This window comes from Paenibacillus sp. 2003 (assembly GCF_031455635.1).
GTDB classification, from domain to species: domain Bacteria; phylum Bacillota; class Bacilli; order Paenibacillales; family Paenibacillaceae; genus Paenibacillus; species Paenibacillus amylolyticus_B.
The window spans coordinates 215,495-236,726 of the sequence record NZ_JAVDTB010000007.1; the positions used below are offsets into that span (position 1 = coordinate 215,495).

The 21,232-nt window shown below is 47.9% G+C and carries 17 protein-coding genes and 1 pseudogene; 15 read left to right on the top strand and 3 right to left on the bottom strand.

Annotation, left to right across the window (positions count from 1 at the left end):
• Nucleotides 1–145: 145 nt before the first annotated feature.
• Entirely contained in the window at nucleotides 146–1,594 is a 1,449-nt protein-coding gene (cls, locus tag J2X75_RS23945) for a cardiolipin synthase (RefSeq protein WP_076209833.1), read from the bottom strand.
• Nucleotides 1,595–1,924: 330 nt separating this feature from the next.
• Between cls and argC the strand changes: the two genes are divergently transcribed.
• From argC to argH, 8 genes are all read left to right on the top strand, one after another.
• Nucleotides 1,925–2,974: an N-acetyl-gamma-glutamyl-phosphate reductase gene (gene argC, locus J2X75_RS23950; RefSeq protein WP_310340845.1), complete on the top strand. Its 1,050-nt coding sequence runs from the start codon at nucleotides 1,925–1,927 to the stop codon at nucleotides 2,972–2,974.
• Between the two features lie 130 nt (nucleotides 2,975–3,104).
• Entirely contained in the window at nucleotides 3,105–4,343 is a 1,239-nt protein-coding gene (argJ, locus tag J2X75_RS23955; RefSeq protein WP_310340848.1) for a bifunctional glutamate N-acetyltransferase/amino-acid acetyltransferase ArgJ, read from the top strand.
• A gap of 93 nt (nucleotides 4,344–4,436) precedes the next feature.
• Nucleotides 4,437–4,619: a hypothetical protein gene (locus J2X75_RS23960; protein ID WP_307541820.1), complete on the top strand. Its 183-nt coding sequence runs from the start codon at nucleotides 4,437–4,439 to the stop codon at nucleotides 4,617–4,619.
• A 44-nt stretch (nucleotides 4,620–4,663) separates the two neighbouring features.
• Complete coding sequence (argB, locus tag J2X75_RS23965) at nucleotides 4,664–5,503, top strand: acetylglutamate kinase (RefSeq protein WP_124116494.1); 840 nt, start codon at nucleotides 4,664–4,666, stop codon at nucleotides 5,501–5,503.
• Between the two features lie 368 nt (nucleotides 5,504–5,871).
• Nucleotides 5,872–7,125, top strand: coding sequence for an aspartate aminotransferase family protein (locus J2X75_RS23970; RefSeq protein ID WP_310340957.1), 1,254 nt, complete (start codon nucleotides 5,872–5,874; stop codon nucleotides 7,123–7,125).
• A 202-nt stretch (nucleotides 7,126–7,327) separates the two neighbouring features.
• Nucleotides 7,328–8,293 carry an ornithine carbamoyltransferase gene (gene argF / locus J2X75_RS23975; RefSeq protein WP_047840650.1) on the top strand — a complete coding sequence of 322 codons (966 nt, stop codon included), beginning with the start codon at nucleotides 7,328–7,330 and terminating at the stop codon, nucleotides 8,291–8,293.
• A 157-nt stretch (nucleotides 8,294–8,450) separates the two neighbouring features.
• Nucleotides 8,451–9,686 (top strand): argininosuccinate synthase, encoded by a 1,236-nt coding sequence (locus J2X75_RS23980; RefSeq protein ID WP_017692004.1) that lies wholly within the window; start codon nucleotides 8,451–8,453, stop codon nucleotides 9,684–9,686.
• Between the two features lie 106 nt (nucleotides 9,687–9,792).
• Nucleotides 9,793–11,196, top strand: a complete 1,404-nt coding sequence (argH, locus tag J2X75_RS23985) for an argininosuccinate lyase (RefSeq protein ID WP_036612430.1) — start codon at nucleotides 9,793–9,795, stop codon at nucleotides 11,194–11,196.
• 197 nt (nucleotides 11,197–11,393) lie between these two features.
• Here argH and J2X75_RS23990 read toward each other — a convergent pair whose 3' ends face one another.
• Entirely contained in the window at nucleotides 11,394–12,173 is a 780-nt protein-coding gene (locus tag J2X75_RS23990) for an alpha/beta hydrolase (RefSeq protein WP_310340859.1), read from the bottom strand.
• A gap of 298 nt (nucleotides 12,174–12,471) precedes the next feature.
• On the opposite strand from J2X75_RS23990, the gene J2X75_RS23995 reads away from it, so the two are divergent.
• The 4 genes and pseudogenes from J2X75_RS23995 to J2X75_RS24010 all read left to right on the top strand — a co-directional run bounded on the left by J2X75_RS23995 (nucleotide 12,472) and on the right by J2X75_RS24010 (nucleotide 16,184).
• On the top strand, nucleotides 12,472–13,095 hold the full coding sequence (locus J2X75_RS23995) for a YhbD family protein (protein ID WP_310340861.1): 624 nt from the start codon (nucleotides 12,472–12,474) through the stop codon (nucleotides 13,093–13,095).
• Nucleotides 13,096–13,109: 14 nt separating this feature from the next.
• Complete coding sequence (locus J2X75_RS24000; RefSeq protein WP_310340863.1) at nucleotides 13,110–13,838, top strand: polymer-forming cytoskeletal protein; 729 nt, start codon at nucleotides 13,110–13,112, stop codon at nucleotides 13,836–13,838.
• A 34-nt stretch (nucleotides 13,839–13,872) separates the two neighbouring features.
• Nucleotides 13,873–14,556 (top strand): hypothetical protein, encoded by a 684-nt coding sequence (locus J2X75_RS24005; RefSeq protein WP_150364336.1) that lies wholly within the window; start codon nucleotides 13,873–13,875, stop codon nucleotides 14,554–14,556.
• A 72-nt stretch (nucleotides 14,557–14,628) separates the two neighbouring features.
• Nucleotides 14,629–16,184: pseudogene (locus J2X75_RS24010) on the top strand (MDR family MFS transporter).
• A 232-nt stretch (nucleotides 16,185–16,416) separates the two neighbouring features.
• Here the strand turns inward: J2X75_RS24010 and J2X75_RS24015 are convergent.
• Nucleotides 16,417–17,850 carry a VanW family protein gene (locus J2X75_RS24015; protein WP_310340866.1) on the bottom strand — a complete coding sequence of 478 codons (1,434 nt, stop codon included), beginning with the start codon at nucleotides 17,848–17,850 and terminating at the stop codon, nucleotides 16,417–16,419.
• A gap of 254 nt (nucleotides 17,851–18,104) precedes the next feature.
• On the opposite strand from J2X75_RS24015, the gene ftsE reads away from it, so the two are divergent.
• The 3 genes from ftsE (at nucleotide 18,105) to J2X75_RS24030 (ending at nucleotide 21,166) form a co-directional block, all read left to right on the top strand.
• Nucleotides 18,105–18,791, top strand: a complete 687-nt coding sequence (gene ftsE / locus J2X75_RS24020) for a cell division ATP-binding protein FtsE (protein WP_024631580.1) — start codon at nucleotides 18,105–18,107, stop codon at nucleotides 18,789–18,791.
• Nucleotides 18,781–19,698, top strand: a complete 918-nt coding sequence (ftsX, locus tag J2X75_RS24025) for a permease-like cell division protein FtsX (RefSeq protein WP_091013078.1) — start codon at nucleotides 18,781–18,783, stop codon at nucleotides 19,696–19,698. The genes ftsE and ftsX overlap by 11 nt, the downstream gene beginning before the upstream one ends.
• A gap of 187 nt (nucleotides 19,699–19,885) precedes the next feature.
• A complete protein-coding gene (locus tag J2X75_RS24030; RefSeq protein ID WP_310340875.1) occupies nucleotides 19,886–21,166 on the top strand; it encodes a murein hydrolase activator EnvC family protein in 1,281 nt (426 codons plus the stop codon).
• Nucleotides 21,167–21,232 lie beyond the last annotated feature (66 nt).

The following is a 21,232-nucleotide window of genomic DNA, read 5'->3' on the forward strand; positions in this document are numbered from 1 at the left end:
ATGCCTGTTTTTTTACTATTACTATAATTTCAACTAAACACGATCACTGAGAGGACAGAAATAGCCTGAAGAAGCGAAACGTTCGCCTAAAAGCTTTCTGAAGAAAGCTACTTCGGAAGGCGATTCTGTCATTGGAGTGCCACCGCTACAGAATCGGAGACAACAGACGGGAAATGGCTTCTTTGAAGCGGATAATCAGACTGCGTTTTTGGTATTCATCGAGCGTCATCTCCCGCGATACATGCAGGTCGTGCTCAAAGGTTTGTACAAGTGCTGTCGCAATCGTTTCATCATACATAAAAGCATTAACCTCAAAGTTCAACCGGAAACTGCGGTAGTCAATATTGGCGGTTCCCACGGATGCAACCAAACTGTCAATGATAAGTGTTTTGGCATGAATGAAGCCATTATCATATATAAATACTTTGGCGCCAACCTTCAGCAACTCACCAATATAAGATAACGTAGCCCAATATACGAAAGCATGGTCGGGTTTATTGGGGATCATAATGCGTACATCAATACCAGACAGACACGCGAGACGAATAGCTTCGAATACACTGGCATCCGGGATAAAATAAGGCGTTTGGATCAGAATCGAATGTTTGGCTCCATTAATCATCTTAAGATAACTGTTCTTAATATGCTCGGTCTCTGCATCCGGTCCACTGGAGACAATCTGCATGGCAATCTTTCCTGTGCCCTCGATATGAGGGAAATGCGCCGGAACATAAGGTGTGTCGTGTTGCTTGGACGCTTCATTCCAATCTAGGAGAAAACGGGTCTGCAGCGCATGGACGGCGTTCCCTTGAATACGCAGATGTGTGTCACGCCAGTAACCGAATTTCGAGTTTAAGCCGAGATACTCATCTCCGACATTAAACCCGCCCGTGTACCCAAGGTTACCATCGATGATGACAATCTTCCGGTGGTTCCGGTAGTTCATACGCAAGTTGATCAGACTGAATTTGGATGGGAAAAAGACTTCAACCAAACCGCCTGCTTCGCGCAATTCTTTGAAAAAGCGTTTGGATACCCGCCGTGATCCGAGCGCGTCATACAGTAAACGGACTTTGATGCCTTCCCGCGCTTTGCGGATGAGTGCATCCCGGATTCTTTTGCCCAGACGGTCGCCTCTATAAATGTAGTATTGTACGTGCACGTGATCCTGAGCCGCTTCGATGTCGTCCAAGAGCCGTTGGAACTTGTCTGTTCCGTCCGTAATGATCTCAACCGCATTATCCTCCGTTAACAGAGCGCCGTTCTGCTTCAGGTTCATATAGATCATGTCCTGGCTAGTCTCGGTTGCTTGGTTGCGGAAAGGGGTGCGGTTATCGTGTAACTGCGTGAGCTGGGCTTCAATACGTTCCTCTAGCCCGAGCTTCTTACGTTCTTTCCACTGGAAAAGCCGGTATCGGGTCAGATTCTGACCGGTTAAAAGATAAAGTACAAACCCAAACACCGGAATAAAGTTCAAGACGAGCAGCCAAGCCCAGGAAGCGCTGGCATCCTTCCGTTCGAAGAAGACGACTGCTGCGGCAAAAATAATATTCAGGCCCAGGAGTACAATAAGTAAAATGGATTCGATATGCACTATAGTCCCCCACGTCTCATAATGACCATCATGAATCTATTCATATGTCCTTGATTAGCAGGTTAGTTATGAATGAGACCCTGATTGTAATGTTTCCTACTAATACGTATTTTAACAGATGTATACCTATTCGTCCCGGATAGTAAAAAAGATATGTTCGGATTGGATGGAAATCCATGTGAAATTGATGATAGAGTGTTGTATTTATATAACCAGAGTCGTATAATAATACACAAATATGCATATAAGCGACGGAATTGCTGTGTTCAAGTATCCTTCAGGCAAGGACATAGCACAAGTAGCGCATACATCGAGATTGGGGGAGCGAGAGTGAATAACAAATTAAAAGTAGCAATCGTCGGTTCCACCGGCTACGGCGGGGTGGAGCTGATTCGTTTTTTCCAGAACCATCCGTTGGTTGAAATCACATCGGTGATCTCATCATCGAGCAGTGGTGAGTCCATCGCAGATGGATTTCCGCATTTGACGGACGTGATTCACAGGCCACTCGACGGTGTAGATCCGGCTGAAATTGCGAGTCGTGCGGATCTGGTATTCACAGCGACCCCGTCCGGCGTAAGTGCAAAGCTCGTACCAAGCTTGCTGGCAGCAGGACTTAAGGTGATTGACCTGTCTGGCGATTTCAGACTTAAGGATGGAGCGGTGTACGAAGAGTGGTACAAACATCCGGCGCCACCAGCTGATTTGCTGGAACAAGCGGTATACGGCATGGCTGAGGTGTATGGCGAAGAAGTGAAGGGACAGAATTTTATATCCAACCCGGGCTGTTATCCAACGGCTACACTTCTTGGACTGATCCCTGCAGTAGAGGCAGGTTGGATTGATCCTTCTACTATTATAATTGATGCCAAATCAGGCGTATCTGGAGCAGGACGCGGAACAAGTCTGACAAACCATTATGCAGAGATGAATGAGAATTTAAAAGCCTATAAACTGAATAAACATCAACATATTCCCGAGATCGAGCAAGTGCTTGGTGATCTAACGGGAACGCCTGTTACGGTTACCTTTACAACACATCTGGTGCCTATGACACGTGGGATCATGAGTACGATGTATGCAAAACTCGTTGGGGAACACAGCGATCGGGAGATCGTAGATTTATACCGCAAATATTATGAGAACAGACCTTTCGTACGTGTACGTGAACCGGGCATTTGGCCTTCTACTAAAGAAGTGTACGGATCCAACTATTGTGATATCGGATTTGCGGTAGATCCTCGCACAGGGCGTTTGACCATTATTTCGGTCATCGACAACCTGGTGAAGGGTGCATCCGGGCAAGCGATTCAAAATATGAACCTGATGATGGGATGGGAGGAGAACCTCGGGCTGAACATGACACCGGTATATCCATAAGGGATTGGAATTCAGGAGGAGTGCTGGAACATTCGGTGTAGAGTGCTTTCTCGGAGTCAACTTAGGGAGAACGGATCAGGTTAAGCAGGCGATCATCAGCATATAGCTGAACGCATACGGGGGATATGATATGGGAACGAATGTGGAGCAACAGACTTTTACCGTGGTTGAGAACGGAACAATTGTAACCCCTGGGGGATTCACTGCTGGTGGACTTCACTGCGGATTAAAAAAGACATCTCGTAATGACATCGGAGCGATTCGATGTGATGTACCAGCTACAGCTGCTGCTGTGTACACAACGAACGTGTTTCAGGCCGCACCACTTAAAGTAACGCGCGAAAGCTTGAGTAATGGACGCCTTCAGGCTGTTATCGTTAACAGTGGTAATGCGAATGCATGTACAGGGCAACAAGGGGAAGAAGATGCTTATGCGATGCGTTCGGCTGCTGCGCGTGAGTTGGGTGTGGCGGAAGAGGACGTGGCTGTGGCATCCACAGGTGTCATTGGGGAATTGCTCAAAATGGATGCTGTACATTCAGGCATCACCGGACTTCCAGCGCATATGGGCAAGGAGTCGAATGAGGCGGAACAATTTTCACAAGCGATTCTGACAACGGATTTGGTGAAAAAGGAAGCCTGCGTCTCCGTTCTGGTTAACGGCAAGACGGTTACGATTGCGGGAGCCGCTAAAGGCTCGGGTATGATTCATCCGAATATGGCGACAATGCTCGCTTTCATGACCTCTGACGCGGTCATTGGTGCAGAAGCGTTGCAGCGCCTGTTGCGCCAGGCAACCAATCATACATTCAACATGATTACCGTCGATGGGGATACAAGTACAAACGACATGCTGGTAGCTATGTCCAGTGGATATGCAGGTAATGAAGAGCTGACGATGGAGCACCCGGATTGGGAAGCTTTTGCAGCCGGCTTCACCTATGTATGCCAAGTGCTGGCCAAAGCCATTGCTCGCGATGGTGAAGGAGCAACCAAGCTGGTCGAGGTAGAAGTTACAGGTGCGGTAAGTGATGAATCCGCGCAAGCCATTGCCAAAACTGTCATCGGGTCCAGTCTGGTGAAATCCGCCATGTTTGGCGCGGACGCCAACTGGGGACGGATTATTGCAGCCGTGGGGCGTGCAGGACAACCGGTTAACCCGGATACGGTGGATATTCGTTTGGGAGATATTTCGGTACTCGCGCAGTCCCGTCCAGTCGTGTTTGACGAAGAATTGGCATTGGCCTATTTGCAGACCGATACAGTTCGCATTGTGGTGGATCTGCACCACGGCGAAGGAACAGCAACAGCCTGGGGCTGTGACCTGACGTATGACTACGTCCGAATTAACGCAGCATACCGTACGTAATACGCCTTAGCATTTATTCTATTGAAGCTAACAGCTTCCCTATGAGAAGCTGTTTCGTAAATATATAGAAAATCTATAAGGATTGAACTTTATTTGGTCTTTGAGATAACTGGCGAAGGCAGTGGAGAAGACGGAATCGATTCTGTAGAAGCGAAGCGTTCGCCTTTGTCTCCGGGTTTCCCCTTTATAAAGGGAATCAAAAAACCTGGAGACAACAGCGATCAAAAGAACGATCCGGATTCGGAACGGTCAGCCAACGAATATCGCATCAATTAAGTGTTAAGCCTTTAAGAATATTTGAATGAAAGGAGCTTGCCCCCATGAATTCAACAATGCCAAACAAGAGTACCGCAACGGAAGCGAGCACAGAGAAACAGATGTTTGTCATGAAATGTGGAGGCAGCACACTGGCGGCATTGCCAGAGTCCTTCTTTGCGGATCTGCGTGATTTGCAATCTCAGGGCACACAGCCGGTAATCGTGCATGGTGGAGGCCCTGCGATCTCGGATAACCTGGCGAAGCTTGGTATCGAAACCGAATTCGTTAATGGCCTGCGCAAAACAACTGAACCTGTGCTGGATGTAGTGGAGATGGTGCTTGCAGGCAGTATCAACAAACAGATCGTGCGCCTGATCCAACGTGTGGGCGGTCGTGCACTAGGCTTGTCTGGCGTGGATGGTGGCTTGATCCAGGCTAAACCTGTTACAAATCACGCAGAGATCGGCTGGGTAGGCGATGTCACGGGTGTGAACGCAGAGATTATCCAAGGCATCGTGAACATGGGTTACATGCCGGTCATCGCGCCAGTTGGTGTGGATGCCACCGGACAACGCTACAACATCAACGCTGATACAGCTGCGGGTGCAGTGGCGTCTCATCTCGGCGTAAGTCGGATGATTGTCGTGACAGACGTTCCTGGCATCATGAAGAACGTAGGCGGCGAGAAAAAAGTACTGCCATCCGTATCTGTACAAGAGATTGAGGACATGATCCAGACCGGAGAAATCTATGGCGGCATGATTCCCAAAGTACGTGCAGCTATCGCATGTATCCATGGCCAAGTACGTGAAGTCGTCATCGTAGACGGCAGCGAACCCCAAATCCTGAGCCGAGTGCTCGGCGGAGAAATCATCGGAACAAAAATTATCCGTATGCAATAATTATTCTCAGTGCGCTAGGGTCTTCATGATCTGATAGTAAATAAAAAATCTGTGCACGGCTTTTTTATATAAGAAATCTAATATTACACACAATAACGTAGGGTGCAGAACCAAACTGAAGAATAAAAATGCATAACGTAGAGGACAGAAATAACCTGAAGAAGCGAAGCGTGCGCCTTTATCCCCGGATTTCCACCTTTAAACAATTAATCAAAAAAATCCGGGGATAACAGCGATCGGAAGGTTGTTCTGTCATCGAAGTGGAGTATGCAGGTGTTCAAAAGATGGTTCTGCAATCGGAGTGGTCTAGTGTAAGTCAGGGCTCTTATATGATTGCCGTTGCACCAACCAATAGGAGTGATATGGTCATGGCAAAAGGCAACGAACAGCCAGGTTCTGGCACAGCGGTAGCGGGCGCAACAGCAACAGGTGCAGCGGTACAGACGGAAAGCTCGCTTTTCCAAACGTATGCACGTTATCCAATCAGTCTGGTTAAAGGTAAAGGCAGCTGGTTGTGGGATGATCAGGGCAACCGCTATCTCGATTTCATGTGCGGCCTCGCTGTAACTAGCCTGGGCCATGCACCGGAGAAAGTTGGAGCCAAGCTGAAAGCTCAGATTGATGAGTTGTGGCATGTGTCCAACCTGTTCCAGATTCCGGGCCAGGAGAAAGCAGCAGCATTGCTGACAGCCAATACATGCGCTGATGCAGTGTTCTTCTGTAACAGTGGTGCCGAAGCGAACGAAGCGGCTATTAAAGTAGCCCGTCGTTATCACCAGAAGGTGAAGGGTACAGATCGGTATGAAGTGATCACATTTGCCCAGTCCTTCCATGGACGGACACTCGCTACACTGACAGCAACCGGACAGGATAAGGTGAAAGAAGGATTTTTACCATTGCCAGCCGGATTTGTAACCGTACCTTTGCATGATATCCCTGCACTTGAAGCGGCAATTGGACCCAACACAGCAGCTATTATGCTGGAAATGGTTCAGGCCGAAGGTGGTGTATATCCGGTTGAACCGGAATTCGTCAAACATGTACGGAAATTGTGTGACGAGCATGGGTTGCTGTTGATAGTTGATGAAGTACAAACAGGAATGGGACGTACGGGGAAACTGTTTGCACACGAACATTATGGCATTGAGCCAGACGTGTTCACGGTTGCCAAAGGTATCGGTAGTGGTTTCCCTGTTGGCGCGATGTTGGGTAAAGGTTTCTTGCGGGATGCTTTCACGCCAGGAAGCCATGCGACGACCTTTGGCGGAACACCGCTCGCTTCATCCGTTGTAATCGCAACAATTGAAACGATGCTTGAAGATCGCTTGCCAGAGCGTGCAGCGGAGATGGGCGAATACCTGATGAGCTCCCTGCGGAATCGTTTGGCCGGCAATTCCTTTGTGAAGGAAGTACGTGGCATGGGATTGCTCGTCGGTATTGAATGCGCTGAGCCGATAGGTGATATTGTGCTTGCTGGACAAAAACGCGGTATCTTGTTTGTCTCTGCAGGACCGAATGTGATTCGTTTGCTTCCGAACCTGTATGTGAGCAAAGAAGAGATCGACGAGGCGGTATCCTTGGTAGCCACATTGATCGAAGAGCACGTAGCGGCGAAAGCCTAATATAAAAATGAGAACCTTTCTGTCTCGGGGCCATTACCGGCCTCGAAGCAGAATGAGATGATGAATCCCTGTAGCCGCGTGGTGAACTTGCAGAAGATGGAAATGATTAAACAACTTGAGAAGCACCCAGACAAAGTGTCAACGTTGCTCTCTCTTCTGCCCATGCGGGTGCAGGGAACCGGAAATAAGGAGGACATTATAGATGACAGCACAACAGACGGAAAAGATTCAGAAGATTGATCTGAGAGGCCGGGATTTTATCGAATTCACGGACTATACGGCCGAGGAGATTCGTTATCTGCTTGATCTCGCGATTGAGATTAAAGGCAAGCAAAAAAGCGGTGTACCTTTTCAACCGTTGAAAGGCAAAACGATCGGACTTATTTTTGAAAAATCATCCACACGTACGCGTGTATCCTTTGAAGTGGGCATGTTCCAATTGGGTGGACACGCACTTTTCCTGAGCAAAAATGATATCCAGCTGGGTCGCGGGGAAACAACACATGATACAGCCAAAGTGTTGTCCCGCTACCTGGACGGCATCATGATTCGTACCTTTGGACACCATAATGTAACTGAACTGGCAGAGCATGCCGATGTTCCAGTCATTAACGGCCTGAGCGATGCAGCGCATCCTTGTCAGGTACTGGCAGACTTCCAAACGGTGCTGGAGCACAAAGGCAAGCTCGCAGGTCTGAAAATGGCCTACATCGGAGATGGCAACAACATGGCGCACTCCCTGATGCTCGGAGCAGCGAAGATGGGTATGCATGTTGCTGTAGCAACGCCAGAAGGCTATGAGCCGGATAGCGCAGTTGTGGAGCAGGCGCGCATTATCGCACAGGAGAGCGGTTCTGAAGTAACTGTAACGTACAGTGCACAGGAAGCTGCGAAAGATGCAGATATCGTGTATACGGATGTATGGGCGAGCATGGGCTTTGAGGAAGAGCAGAAGATTCGTGAGCAGGCATTTGCGGCATATCAAGTGGACGAGGAACTGATGAAAGGCGCGAAGCCGGACTACATGTTCTTGCATTGTCTGCCAGCACACCGCGGCGAAGAAGTGAGTGCCGGTGTAATTGACGGACCCAACTCCCTGATCTTTGATCAGGCGGAGAATCGCTTGCATGCACAGAAGGCATTAATGGCTGCGTTAATGAGCGAATAGATGCTGTTTGCCTTTATGGGTTGATTTTAGGCGCAGATTTCGCGATGATAGATTCATCTATAATGTACTTTAAAAAGTTAATTAAATAAGAAGCTCGTAGGATTCAGTGTATGAAGGCTCTGTTTAACTTAACTGATCTTGGGGAGGACCATTGAACATGGCTAAGGAAAAAATTGTACTCGCATATTCAGGCGGGTTGGACACATCTGTAATTTTGAAATGGTTGAAAGAAACGTATGATGCAGAGATTATTGCATTCACAGCGGATATTGGACAAAAAGATGAACTGGACGGTTTGGAGGAAAAAGCACTGGCAACAGGCGCTTCCAAAGTATACATTGACGATCTACGCGATGAGTTCGCAAAAGATTTCATCTATCCGATGTTCCAGGCGGGTGCCCTCTATGAAGGACAATACCTGCTTGGTACAAGTATCGCTCGTCCACTGATCGCTAAACGCATGGTGGACATCGCTCGTGCAGAAGGTGCTACAGCCATCGCTCACGGCGCTACAGGTAAAGGAAATGACCAAGTTCGGTTTGAGCTGAACGCGGCTGCACTGACACCAGACATTAACGTAATTGCACCTTGGCGTCTGGAAGAATTCCGTAACCAATTCCCGGGACGTGCCGAGATGATCGCTTACGCTGAGAAACATGGCATTCCGGTAACCGCTTCTGCGGCTAAACCATACTCGACAGACCGTAACTTGCTGCATATCAGTTATGAGAGCGGTGTGCTTGAAGATCCTTGGTTCGATCCAAGCGCGGACGAGAACAAAGACATGTTCCTGCTGAGCAGTGCACCTGAAGATGCACCAGACCAAGCGGAATATGTTGAGCTTGAATTCGAACAAGGTGACTGTGTTGCACTGAACGGTGAGCGCCTGAGCCCGCTGCAAGTGATGGAGCAACTGAATGAGCTGGGTGGCAAACATGGTATTGGCCGTGTAGATATGGTTGAGAACCGTTTTGTTGGTATGAAGAGCCGTGGCGTGTACGAAACACCAGGTGGTACAATCTTGTTCACCGCACATCGCAAAATGGAATCCATCACGATGGACCGTGAAGTGATGAACCTGCGTGATAGCCTGATCACACGTTACAGCACACTCGTTTACAACGGTTTCTGGTTCGCACCGGAACGTCTGGCGCTGCAAGCGCTGGTGACTGAAAGCCAGAAGAACGTTACAGGTACAGTTCGTGTGAAACTGTACAAAGGCAACATCATCGGCGCAGGCGTGAAAAGTCCTGTCAGCCTCTACAATCCGGACATCGCTACGATGGAAGCTGATCCAACACAGGCGTACGATCAAGGCGATGCAACAGGCTTTATCCGCCTGAATGCACTGCGTCTGAAAGTAAACTCCGGCGTGGAGCAGAACAAAAACTAATTTCAACCTGCATCATAGATCTATATCAATATAAATGACAAGACAGGCCGTTCTTGCACATCTGGCAGGAGCGGCTTTGTCCATGAGCGAAAGGGGAGTACTCACTATGAGCAAGCTGTGGGGAGGACGTTTTACAAAACAAACCAATCATTTGGTTGAGGAATATACGGCATCGATCAATTTTGACAAAGCTTTGGCTGAGGAAGATATTCAGGGCAGTCTGGCCCATGTGACGATGCTGGGCAAATGTGGTATTCTTCCGGCGGAAGATGTGGAAACGATCAAAGAAGGACTGATCACCGTTCTGCACAAAATCCGTGCGGGCGAAGTGGAATTCTCCGTATCGGACGAAGACATCCACATGAACATTGAGAAAAACCTGATCGAAACGATTGGCCCTGTAGGCGGTAAATTACATACAGGCCGTAGCCGGAACGACCAGGTTGCAACGGATATGCACTTGTATCTGCGTGAGCGCGTGGTTGGCTTTGTAGGTATGCTGCACTCCTTGCAGGAAGCACTGATTGGACAAGCGAAAGATAACCTCGATACCATCGTACCGGGTTATACGCATCTTCAACGGGCACAGCCGATTCTGTTCGCCCATCACCTGATGGCGTATGTCTCCATGTTCCAACGGGATGCGGAGCGTCTGATGGACAGCTACAAACGCATTAATATCCTGCCACTAGGTGCAGGTGCGCTCGCGGGCACAACATTCCCGATTGACCGTCATTTTGTCGCGGAACAACTGGGCTTTGATGGCGTGTACGAGAACAGTCTGGACGCAGTAAGCGACCGTGACTTTATTGTTGAGTTCCTGGCAGCAGCTTCCCTCATCATGACTCACTTGTCCCGTTTGAGCGAAGAGTTGGTACTGTGGAGCAGCACGGAGTTTGGTTTTGTTGAACTGGACGATGCGTTCTGCACAGGCAGTAGCATTATGCCTCAGAAGAAAAACCCGGACGTTCCTGAACTGGTTCGTGGTAAAACAGGACGTGTGTACGGCAACCTGATCGGTTTGCTGACGGTACTAAAATCTCTTCCGCTGGCATACAACAAAGACATGCAGGAAGACAAAGAAGGCATGTTTGATACTGTAGCGACGCTGGAGGGCGCACTGCAATTGTTCGCTCCGATGATCGCGACAATGACAGTGAACAAGGATCGTATGCGTCAAGCGGTCAACCAGGATTTCTCCAACGCTACGGATATTGCTGACTTCCTCGTGGGCGAAGGTTTGCCTTTCCGTCAAGCGCATGAAGTGATTGGTAAAACGGTACTGTACTGCATCCAGAACAGCAAGTATTTGCTGGATCTGACGATTGATGAATTCCGTCAGTTCTCACCACTGTTTGATGACCGGATCTATGATGTGCTGCAACCGGAAGCGGTAGTGAACGCTCGTAATGTTTACGGAGGAACAGCTTCGGGTCAAGTTGCTGAAGCCATTGGACGCAGTGAGAAGGTACTGGAGATTACCGAGCAATGGATTACGAACCGCGGTTAATATCACGGTTACTATAGGTATTTGTACAGATACGCCAGTACAATAAAGAAGCAGGCCAGAGAACTTTGTTCTCAACGGCCTGCCTTTTTGTGTTTTACAGCGATATGATGTGGATCATTCCAGCTCCATAGCAACGGAAGGTTGTTTTGTCATCGGAATGCCAGTCTTCATTATCTGCAGGGGCTACTAATGCTCTACTAATCGCGCTTGGGCAAAGGCAACCATTTCAATACATCTTGAATCTTCGCATCCCAGTAGCCCCACTCATGTTCGCCAGGTCCTTCCTCGTATGTCAATTCGAAGTCCGTCTGTTCACAGGCTTGACGGAAGGTTTGATTATCCTCATACAAAAAATCTTCCGTTCCGCAGCATTGGTAGAGCAGAGGCCGCTGAGGTTGGCTCTCTTTTAACAGATGAATCAGATCATTCTCAGTGCCTGCCACCTGTGGTCCAAAAATCCGTTGTAACTCAGCCTGTTGCAATGCTGAGGATGCGTTTCTATCCATATGTGCAGACATATCGAGTGCTCCAGACAAACTAGCAGCTGCAGCATATTGATCTGGTTTACGAAGGGCCAGCTTAAACGCGCCATAACCACCCATGGATAATCCAGCAACGAAGTTATCCTCACGCTTTGGTGACAGAGGGAAGAAAGAACGAGCAAGTGAGGGCAATTCTTCGCTGATAAACGTCCAGTATTTTCCGCCTTCGACCATATCTGTATAGAAGCTGCGATGTACCTGTGGCATAACAACGGCGATTCCAAGGTTCGCTACATAACGTTCAATTGATGTGCGGCGTAGCCAGATGGAATCATCATCCGATAGACCGTGTAACAGGTACAGGGTTGGGTGAAGACCTTTGCCGGTCACGTTCTCCATACCGATCTGATTGTGGGTTTGTTGCGGCAGAATGACATGCATGCTGGTACTCAGCCCAAGCGTATCGGAGTAAAAATCACATTTAATAAGTGCCATGAGTATAAGAAACCCCTTTCATAAGTTCGTTAACCACGTGTTTTTGACTTGAGAGGATGAGCCGGGATTGCTCCCTAATAGCTTTTAAGTGTCCATATTTAACAGGTTATACGCATTGCTCGTGCAATGCAATAACAAGATGCACATTAAAAAATCATGCAGGAGTATCTCTAAATTGTAAGGTTTCAACAGGCTAAGCCAGATGAGTGGAATGGAGGGAAGATCAACATTGTTACGACGTTGTTTACAACGTAACAATGTTATGTTACACTGATTTCACTATAAAGGGGGACCATATATGACGGATGATTTGATCTCCAAAAAAGAACTGCTGGACCTGACAGGAATCTCCTATGGCCAGTTATACCGTTGGAAGCGGAAAAATCTCATTCCGGAAGAATGGTTCATTCGGAAGTCGTCCTACACCGGACAAGAGACCTTTTTTCCCAAACAACAGATTTTACTGCGCATTGACAAGATTCTCAATATGAAAGATGGATTATCACTGGATGAGCTGGCAGACGTGTTCTCACCTACGTTGGGTGAAGTGGAGATGTCTGCAGAGCAACTGTTAGAGCGAAACATTGTTTCACAAATCTCGCTGGATCTATTGGAAGAAGCAGGTCGGGAACAACCGTTGTATGCTTTGGAGCAGATTATGATGCTCTACGTCCTTGATAAGCTGTTAATGAGCGGAGATATTACTCGGCAAGAGGGTGCGTTGCTGATCGATGTGATGTCTGAACATTATTATCGTTTTACAGGCAAACCCAGCGAACTCGTGCTTATTCGTAAGATGGGTGTTCCTTCATTCATGCTGGTAACAGCAGGAACGGAGTTTTATTTTGACAATGGTGTGAAAGTGGTTCTTAGGCAGCCGATGGGAACATTTATGGAAGAATTAAAACTCAAATTGGGATAAGGAGAGGATCATCTATGGAAGAGCGGAATAAGCGGAATGATCTGAATGTGGCGGGCATAAGTCAAACGGCAGGCGGGAATTTTTACCGTGTATCTATTGATGGCATGGCTAAGGTGAACGGCAACCTGGACTGTACCTCTATGGAAGTGAATGGGACATTGAAGATGCACGGCGCTTTGACCTCTGAGAGTGCAACAATTAACGGCATGTGCACGTTGAATGGACCTTTGACCAGTTCTCGTGTCCGGGTGGATGGCATGACGACGATTAACGGAGATCTCCATAGCCCTGAGCTTGAAGTGAACGGAAAGTGTACCGTACGTGGAAGAGTGGATGGGGAACGAATTGATATTGGCGGTGTGATCGATATTGAAGGTGATGTGCAATGTGAGTCCCTGAACGTACAGGGAAATATCAAGATCAGCGGCTTCCTGAATGCGGGAACAGTGGAGATCAGGCTGCATACCTCTTCTTCGGCTAAAGAGATTGGCGGAGAGCGTATTGATATTCGTCGCAAGGAGCAACAAAACGGGTTCTGGAAAAGTATTGGCCTGGGCGGGACTCCATCATTTAAGACATCCTTAATTGAGGGCGATGAGATTGTGCTGGAAGATACCGAAGCTGATATTGTTCGGGGGAGTAACATTTTTATCGGTCGCGGCTGTAACATCAGGCTGGTCGAGTATTCAGGTGAACTTGAGGTAGATCAGGATGCCAAGGTGGGCAGCAGTCAGCGAATTTAAATTTTGGATATGGAGAGAAAGGGATGGGATCGACATGAATAACAATCCTGGGCGTTCTTTGGACAAAAAAGTGGATATCAGCATCGTTGGTGATGGCAGTTCTGCTGGGGGCGTGTACGGCAAGGTCAAGGTCGTAGGGGACGCATCCTTCAACGACAATTTATCTTGTGATCGATTCAAATGTACGGGTACATCGGTCATATACGGATCGCTTGAATCCACAGATATTAAAATTACCGGAACCCTTACTCTGACAGAGCGAGAGGCCAGCAACGATGTTGAGGATGGAATCCAGGCACCTGGCATGCATGCCAAAGCTGAGCATATCAAAGTGGTCGGTGAGCTTCATCTGTCAGGGGATTGTCAGGCGGAAAATATCAAGCTGAACGGACGGTTGACAATAGCCGGGATGCTCAGCGCTGAACAAATGACACTCAAAATCATGGGTCCATCCGAGGTCAAGGAAATGGGCGGTTCCATCATCTCGGTGAAGAGTGGCAGGTTAAATGACTTGTTTACGGGGAATAAATCAATTCTCAAGGCACAGATTATCGAAGGTGACAATATTGAATTAGAAAATACCGAGGCCGAGATTGTACGTGGCGATAAAATAAAAATCGGTCCTGGCTGCCGGGTCGGTACAGTGGAATACCGTTCATCTCTGCAAATTCATCCGCAATCGGAAGTTTTGCTGCAAAGCAATCGGTCCTTGGACTGATTAACGAAAACTTCTTTTCGGATATACTAATGCAGTCATATGAATAGAGCGTGAATGGAGAGATTGAGTACAATGGTTGCACGTAAAAACAGTATTGGATTAGTGCTGGCAGGGTTACTGCTCAGCATACTAATGGCTTCGATGGATAACACCATCGTGGCAACAGCTATGGGGGACATTGTCGGGAAGCTGGGTGGGCTCGACAAGTTCGTCTGGGTTACCTCCGCGTACATGGTGGCTGAGATGGCAGGGATGCCGATCTTTGGTAAGTTATCCGATATGTATGGACGGAAGAAGTTTTTTGTATTTGGTATTATTGTGTTTATGCTCGGCTCAGCGCTGTGCGGAACGGCAACGTCTATTGTGGAATTGACGATGTACAGAGCGATTCAGGGTATTGGTGCGGGTGCCTTGGTGCCGATTGCCTTTACGATCATGTTTGATGTCGTGGCACCAGAATCTCGTGGTAAATTGGGTGGATTGTTTGGAGCGGTCTTCGGTCTGTCCAGCGTCTTTGGACCACTGCTTGGTGCTTATATTACTCAGTATGCGACATGGGAATGGGTATTCTATATCAACCTGCCGCTAGGCTTGATTGCATTTGTGTTTATTGCCTTCTTCTCTACAAGGAGTCTCATCAGCATCAATCCCAACAGATCGACTGGCTGGGTGCTGTAACGCTGATCGGTGCTGTTGTGTGCCTGATCTTTGGTCTGGAACTGGGCGGCAAAACGTTTGCCTGGGGTTCGTGGCAGATTCTTGGCTTGTTTGCCGGATTTGTAGCACTAGCGCTACTTTTCCTTTTTGCAGAAACAAGAGCGAAGGAACCCATCATCTCCTTCGGCATGTTCCGCAACCGGGTCTACTGGTCCAGTAACGTTATTGGGATGTTCAGTGGTGCAGCGTTCATTACAGCATCCGTGTACATTCCGATCTTCATACAGGGGGTACTTGGTGGCAAAGCGACCAACTCAGGTCTTGTGCTACTGCCCATGATGCTTGGGTCCGTTGTGACGGCGTCCCTGGGCGGGGTGTTGATGACCAAAATCAAATATCGCAATATCATGATTCCTACGTTAGCCTTGCTTGTCATTGGGCTTGGATTGCTAACTACGCTGGATGAGAATTCTTCCCTCTGGACGATACGTATCTACATGGTGATGGTTGGTCTGGGTGTCGGTGCTTCGTTCTCCGTACTTAGCAATGCAGCCATGAATGCGTTTGAACCGCAAAGACGCGGTGCGGCGAGTTCCACACTTAACTTTTTGCGGTCCCTCGGCATGACGATGGGCATTACCATCTTTGGTATCGTACAGAGCCAGGTATTTACGCGTAAAATGAACGATGCTCTCGCTGGTTCAGCTGCGGAAGCAGGCGGTGCTTCAGCCGGTGGCGTGCCTCAGGGAGTGGATCTGACCGATCCACATGCGTTGCTCTCACCAGAACTCAGACAGGCGATTCCGCCTCAGGTGCTGGATAGCATCACGCATGCCCTGTCCTCTTCCATCGTGCAGTTATTTGCCTGGGCTGTGATTCCGGCTGCACTCGCGTTGGTCGCTTCCTTCTTCATGGGAAAAGAGAAGATGGTTGTAGGCGAAGAGCAAGGCGAATACACTGGCGGTCACTAAGCCGTTATGCAGTAAACCGTAAGTTACAGTAGTAAAGCTAATCTTAGCTTGGTAAAACTCGAATAACTTATCTTGAAAATGTAGAGACACACTTCTCGCTTATCCTCAAAAGGGACGTGAAGTGTGTCTTTTTGTTTTCGTGTGATCAGCTTATGCTTATCTATGAATTACGGCAGGACCTTGTTTGTACCATTCCGTGATCTGTAAGTTGTCGGTTGCTTTGAAAAAAAAATTAAGGCTGTTTCGTATCGCTGATCCCGTCCTCAACAACAGAAGGTTCTTGTGGATCGGGCAGGCTGCTATGACCTGAGCGAGCAATCAGACGATTCTGGGCTTTGTACGTGTCTCGTGTAATCGTTTTGGATTCGACCACTTTGCCGTCCAGCCTCTTGGTTCTTACCGTCTCGACAATATAACCAGGCTGTCCGTCTTGCAGCACCTGCTGAGCACCATCAGGCAGTACCGCACTGGACACATACTTTACCGGAACACTTAATGTTTCAATGGTGCGAGATTCAAGTGCATAGCTGACATTCTCCGGGAATGTGCCGAAAAATTTCACCATCAATTGGTGGTTCTTTACCTCTGCATGAATGAGTAAGGATTTTCCAGTATTGTTCTTGAAACGAAAGTTGATGGCTCCAGAGGCAAAGGTGGCATCCAGTCCTTTCGGTAAATACTTGACCGGTAGGGAGTGGTTGCGACGCTCAATAATATCAAGACCCGTCAATAGCGCTGCGTTATACACTGTACTAGATACTTGGCAGATCCCCCCGCCAATTCCGGGGGTTAGTCTTCCATTGACAATGACCGGAGCTTCACGAAACCCATACTCCTTTTCAGCTTTACGGACGACCTTCTCATAATCGAATGTGGCATCCGGTGGTAAAATCATGCCGTTAATCGCTTCCGCCGCTGCGCTGACATTATGTATCCGGCCTTCACTACTATTGCCCAGACCCGTGGAGAACTGGATGATCTTTCGGTCAATGCCTTCTTTGCGTAGCGAATCAAGGGTTACTTCAGGCTTCAGCGTATACAGTGGTACCTGGATCAGCAGTGGGGCAGGTTTCTCATCCGGGTTGAGTACACTGAAATCCCTGTGCAGCTTCGTCTGAATGAGATTTGTGAGTGTATCCCAACCAATCCGGCGGACACCCTTTTCCGGGATATACTGCACTTTGTCACTTGCGGTAATGCGTCGAACAGCGTTCGCGGGTGTACCGAAGGTTTCTTTTTCCCAAGCAAGGCTGAGATGTTCGTGAAGTGGTTGTAAGTCGAAACTCATATCGAGAGAGAACTCTTTCGGAAAATGATAACGTGCGTAAGCGCGTTCCCACAGGTTACCTTTCTCTAGCTGCTGTATCGCGGATTCAAAGCTTTTAACGTTGTAGCTCACCCCCACCTGAGCTGCGGTATACGACATCGTCTGGGGGTTGGGTTCAGTCACTTCAAAGGTGACAGGCCAGTCCTTCAACTTTTGGATCTGTTCATGCAATTCATGCAATACGTTTTTGCGATTCTTCCCCTCCACCAGCATGCCGCCAACATGAACATCTTTGGGCAGGGCAGGTTGATTCACGTACATGTACAGCAATCCATAAGACGCGGAGCCGATCAAGAGGATGGAGAATAGAACAATGACCGTTAAATGTATTTTTTTCATAACCGTACGCTCCTTTATACTTCTGTTGTTCCCGACTTTGTAACACTTTCTATATATATGATCCAATGCAGGAAAACTTTCGGGTACTCAATAGGTAACAAATTTGTTACAATAAACTTCATATGAATCCATGCTTCACCATTGAAACAGGAACGAAGTGGATTTTTCCCTGATGAAATTCAGGTCTTTTTAAAGGAAATGCCGGGATTGTGTCGAAATGATAATGGCTAACTATGCGAGCAGGAAGTGATGATGTGATAGAAATGCAGGACGTGTGGAAGACCTACGCCAATGGGACCCACGCATTACAAGGGGTGTCGGTGAAGATCGACCGCAATGAATTTGTCTATATCGTCGGTCCGTCCGGCGCAGGTAAATCGACATTTATGAAATTGATGTACAGAGAAGAAGTTCCGACCAAAGGACAAATATCCATTAACGGATTTAATATTGGTAAGTTGAAGCCAAGAAAGATTCCTTATGTGCGTCGTAACATCGGCGTTGTGTTCCAGGATTTTCGTCTGCTGCCACGGATGACAGCATTTGAGAATGTGGCATTTGCGATGGAAGTTATTGAAGCGCCGAAGCGTCATATCAAAAAACGGGTGATGGAAGTGCTCGACTTGGTGGGACTGCGGAGTAAGGCAAATCGCGAACCTTCACAGCTCTCGGGTGGAGAACAGCAACGTATTGCCATTGCACGGGCTATCGTCAATAACCCGTCGGTTATTATCGCGGACGAGCCTACAGGGAACCTCGATCCGGAGACGTCATGGGGGATTATGCAACTGCTGGATGAGATTAATTTCCGGGGGACAACCATTGTTATGGCGACCCACAACAAAGATATCGTAAACACGATGCGTAAACGGGTAATCGCCATTGAACGTGGACAGATTGTACGGGATCAGATGAGAGGGGAATACGGTTATGAATTTTAGTACTCTCTTGCGCCATCTGCGGGAGGGATTCAAAAACGTATTCCGCAACGGCTGGATGTCTGTGGCCTCCATCATGTCCATCATTGTATCGCTATTGATTCTTGGTGTGTTTATGTTGCTGGTGCTTAATGTGAACTCCATGGCGAATCAGGTTGATAGCCAGGTGGAGATCAGCACGTTCCTCGAACTGAATGTGGACGAGAACCTGCGTAACACACTGGAGCAAGAAATCAGCGCGATGCCTGAAGTAAGTGAGATTCGTTTTGTTTCCAAGGAAGAAGGACTCAAGGAGTTCCGTGAGCGTCTTGGAGAGAGTGCAGATAACGTGCTTAGCGGTTTCGATGTGGACAACAACCCACTGCCGGAGACCATTGAAGTTGAGGTCATTGAACCGGAAACCGTCACTTTTGTGGCGCAAAAAATCGAAGCTTTGAACGAAAAACACCCGGAGAAGCCGATCATGAAAGTGAACTACGGCAAGGAAACGGTGGAAGTGTTGTTTAAATTTACGAAACTTGTTCGTAACATCGGATTTATTTTTGTCGGGGGACTGGGTCTCATGTCCATGTTCCTGATCTCTAATACGATTCGCGTAACGATTCTGGCACGTCGCCGGGAGATCGGAATTATGAAGCTGGTTGGCGCAACCAATACCTTTATTCGCTGGCCTTTCTTTATTGAAGGTGCACTCATTGGATTTATTGGCTCGGTCATTACGGTTGGTGTGCTGTTTGTTGGATACAGCCAGTTGATGAAGACGATTGGTCAGGATGTCTTCATGCAGATGCTTAACTTGATTCCGCTCGGCGAAATCTGGTTGCTGTTTGGAACACTGTTGATTGGACTCGGTGTGCTGGTAGGTATTTTGGGAAGTACACTGTCCATTCGGAAATCACTCAACGTTTAATTTTGTTTTCAACGGTCGAATTGCAGAATATGTCGAAAAGAATGGTAAAGCAGGTTCATTAATGGACGCTGTTTGACGATATGTAGGAAAGACGGAGTCTTTTAAGATTGAAGAAAGCAAAGAACATGCTGTTCACCACCTGTGCAGGTTGCTTTCTTGTGAAATCATAGGATGGGGGATCATCATTTTGAAAAAAACCGCTTCGCTGCTGGCCTTTACGTTATTGGCCAGTTTGACGCTTCAACCTTCTGACGGATATGCCAAGAGTAGCATCAGCGATATTGACCAACAGATTCAGCAACTGGAGAGCAAGGCGGCTTCTGCCAAGCAGGAGCAAAAAAAAGCGGCTTCCAACAAAAAGGAAGCACAGCATTACAAGAACAAAACCAACGCTTATCTGAAGGTTGTCATGGAACAGATCAATGTCGTTAGTGATGAACTGGCGAGTGTATCCTTGCAGATCGAGAACACGGAGGAAGATCTCCGTACAACGAAAAAAGATCTGCAAGCGGCAGAAGAACGCATTGTTGCAAGGGAAAAATTGTTGGAGTCACGCGTGCGCCTGATGTATACGGACGGTGCTGTATCCTATCTGGATGTATTGTTGTCCTCTACTAGCTTCACTGACTTCCTGACCCGTGCGGATTCACTCAAAACGATTGTGGATCAGGATCAGCATCTGCTGGATGAGCACAAAGCGGACAAGCAACTGGTCGTGGACAAAAAGGCAGAATTGGATGTGCAATATGCGGAAGCCAAGAGCCTGTATGCACAGAAGAAACAGCGCAAGTCCCAATTGAATGAAAAAGAAGCGGAAAAGCAAGTGCTTCTCGCTTCATATGATGCTAAAATTGAAGAGTCAGAAGAGCTGACACAAGAGCAGGAAGATGTATTAATGCAGATTGCCAGCAAACGTTCGGCGCTTCTTCAACAGAAAAATAAATTGCGTGAACAGCAGGCAGCCGCCGCAGCCAAAGCAAAAGCCGCAGCAGCGGCTCGGGCGAAAGCTGCAGCCAAGGCGCCAACCAGAGTGAGTTCGGATAGTAGCAGTGAGGTCACGTATTCATCCGGTAATGGTATCTTTTCAAGACCGGTATCTGGAGGACGTATTTCTTCTCCATTCGGCCCCCGTACCCATCCAATTACGGGCGTAGTAGGTAAGATGCATGCAGGTGTCGATTTTGCTGTTCCTCAAGGAACTTCGGTTCACGCTGCTTCTGGCGGAATCGTGATCATGGCTGAATGGTATAGCGGTTATGGCTATACAGTTATTGTGGACCACGGCGGTGGACTATGGACGTTATATGGTCACTTGCGCGAAGGTGGATTCAAAGTCAGCAAGGGAGACACAGTAAGCAAAGGGGATACCATTGCTGAGTCAGGAAATACAGGGAACTCTACTGGACCTCACTTGCACTTTGAAGTGAGAGATAACGGTACCGCTGTAAATCCGATGAACTATTTGTAATTATTGCTCCATCGTTCGAATGGAAAAAACATATTCCGTACAAGCTAGACATATAATAAGCTGGCA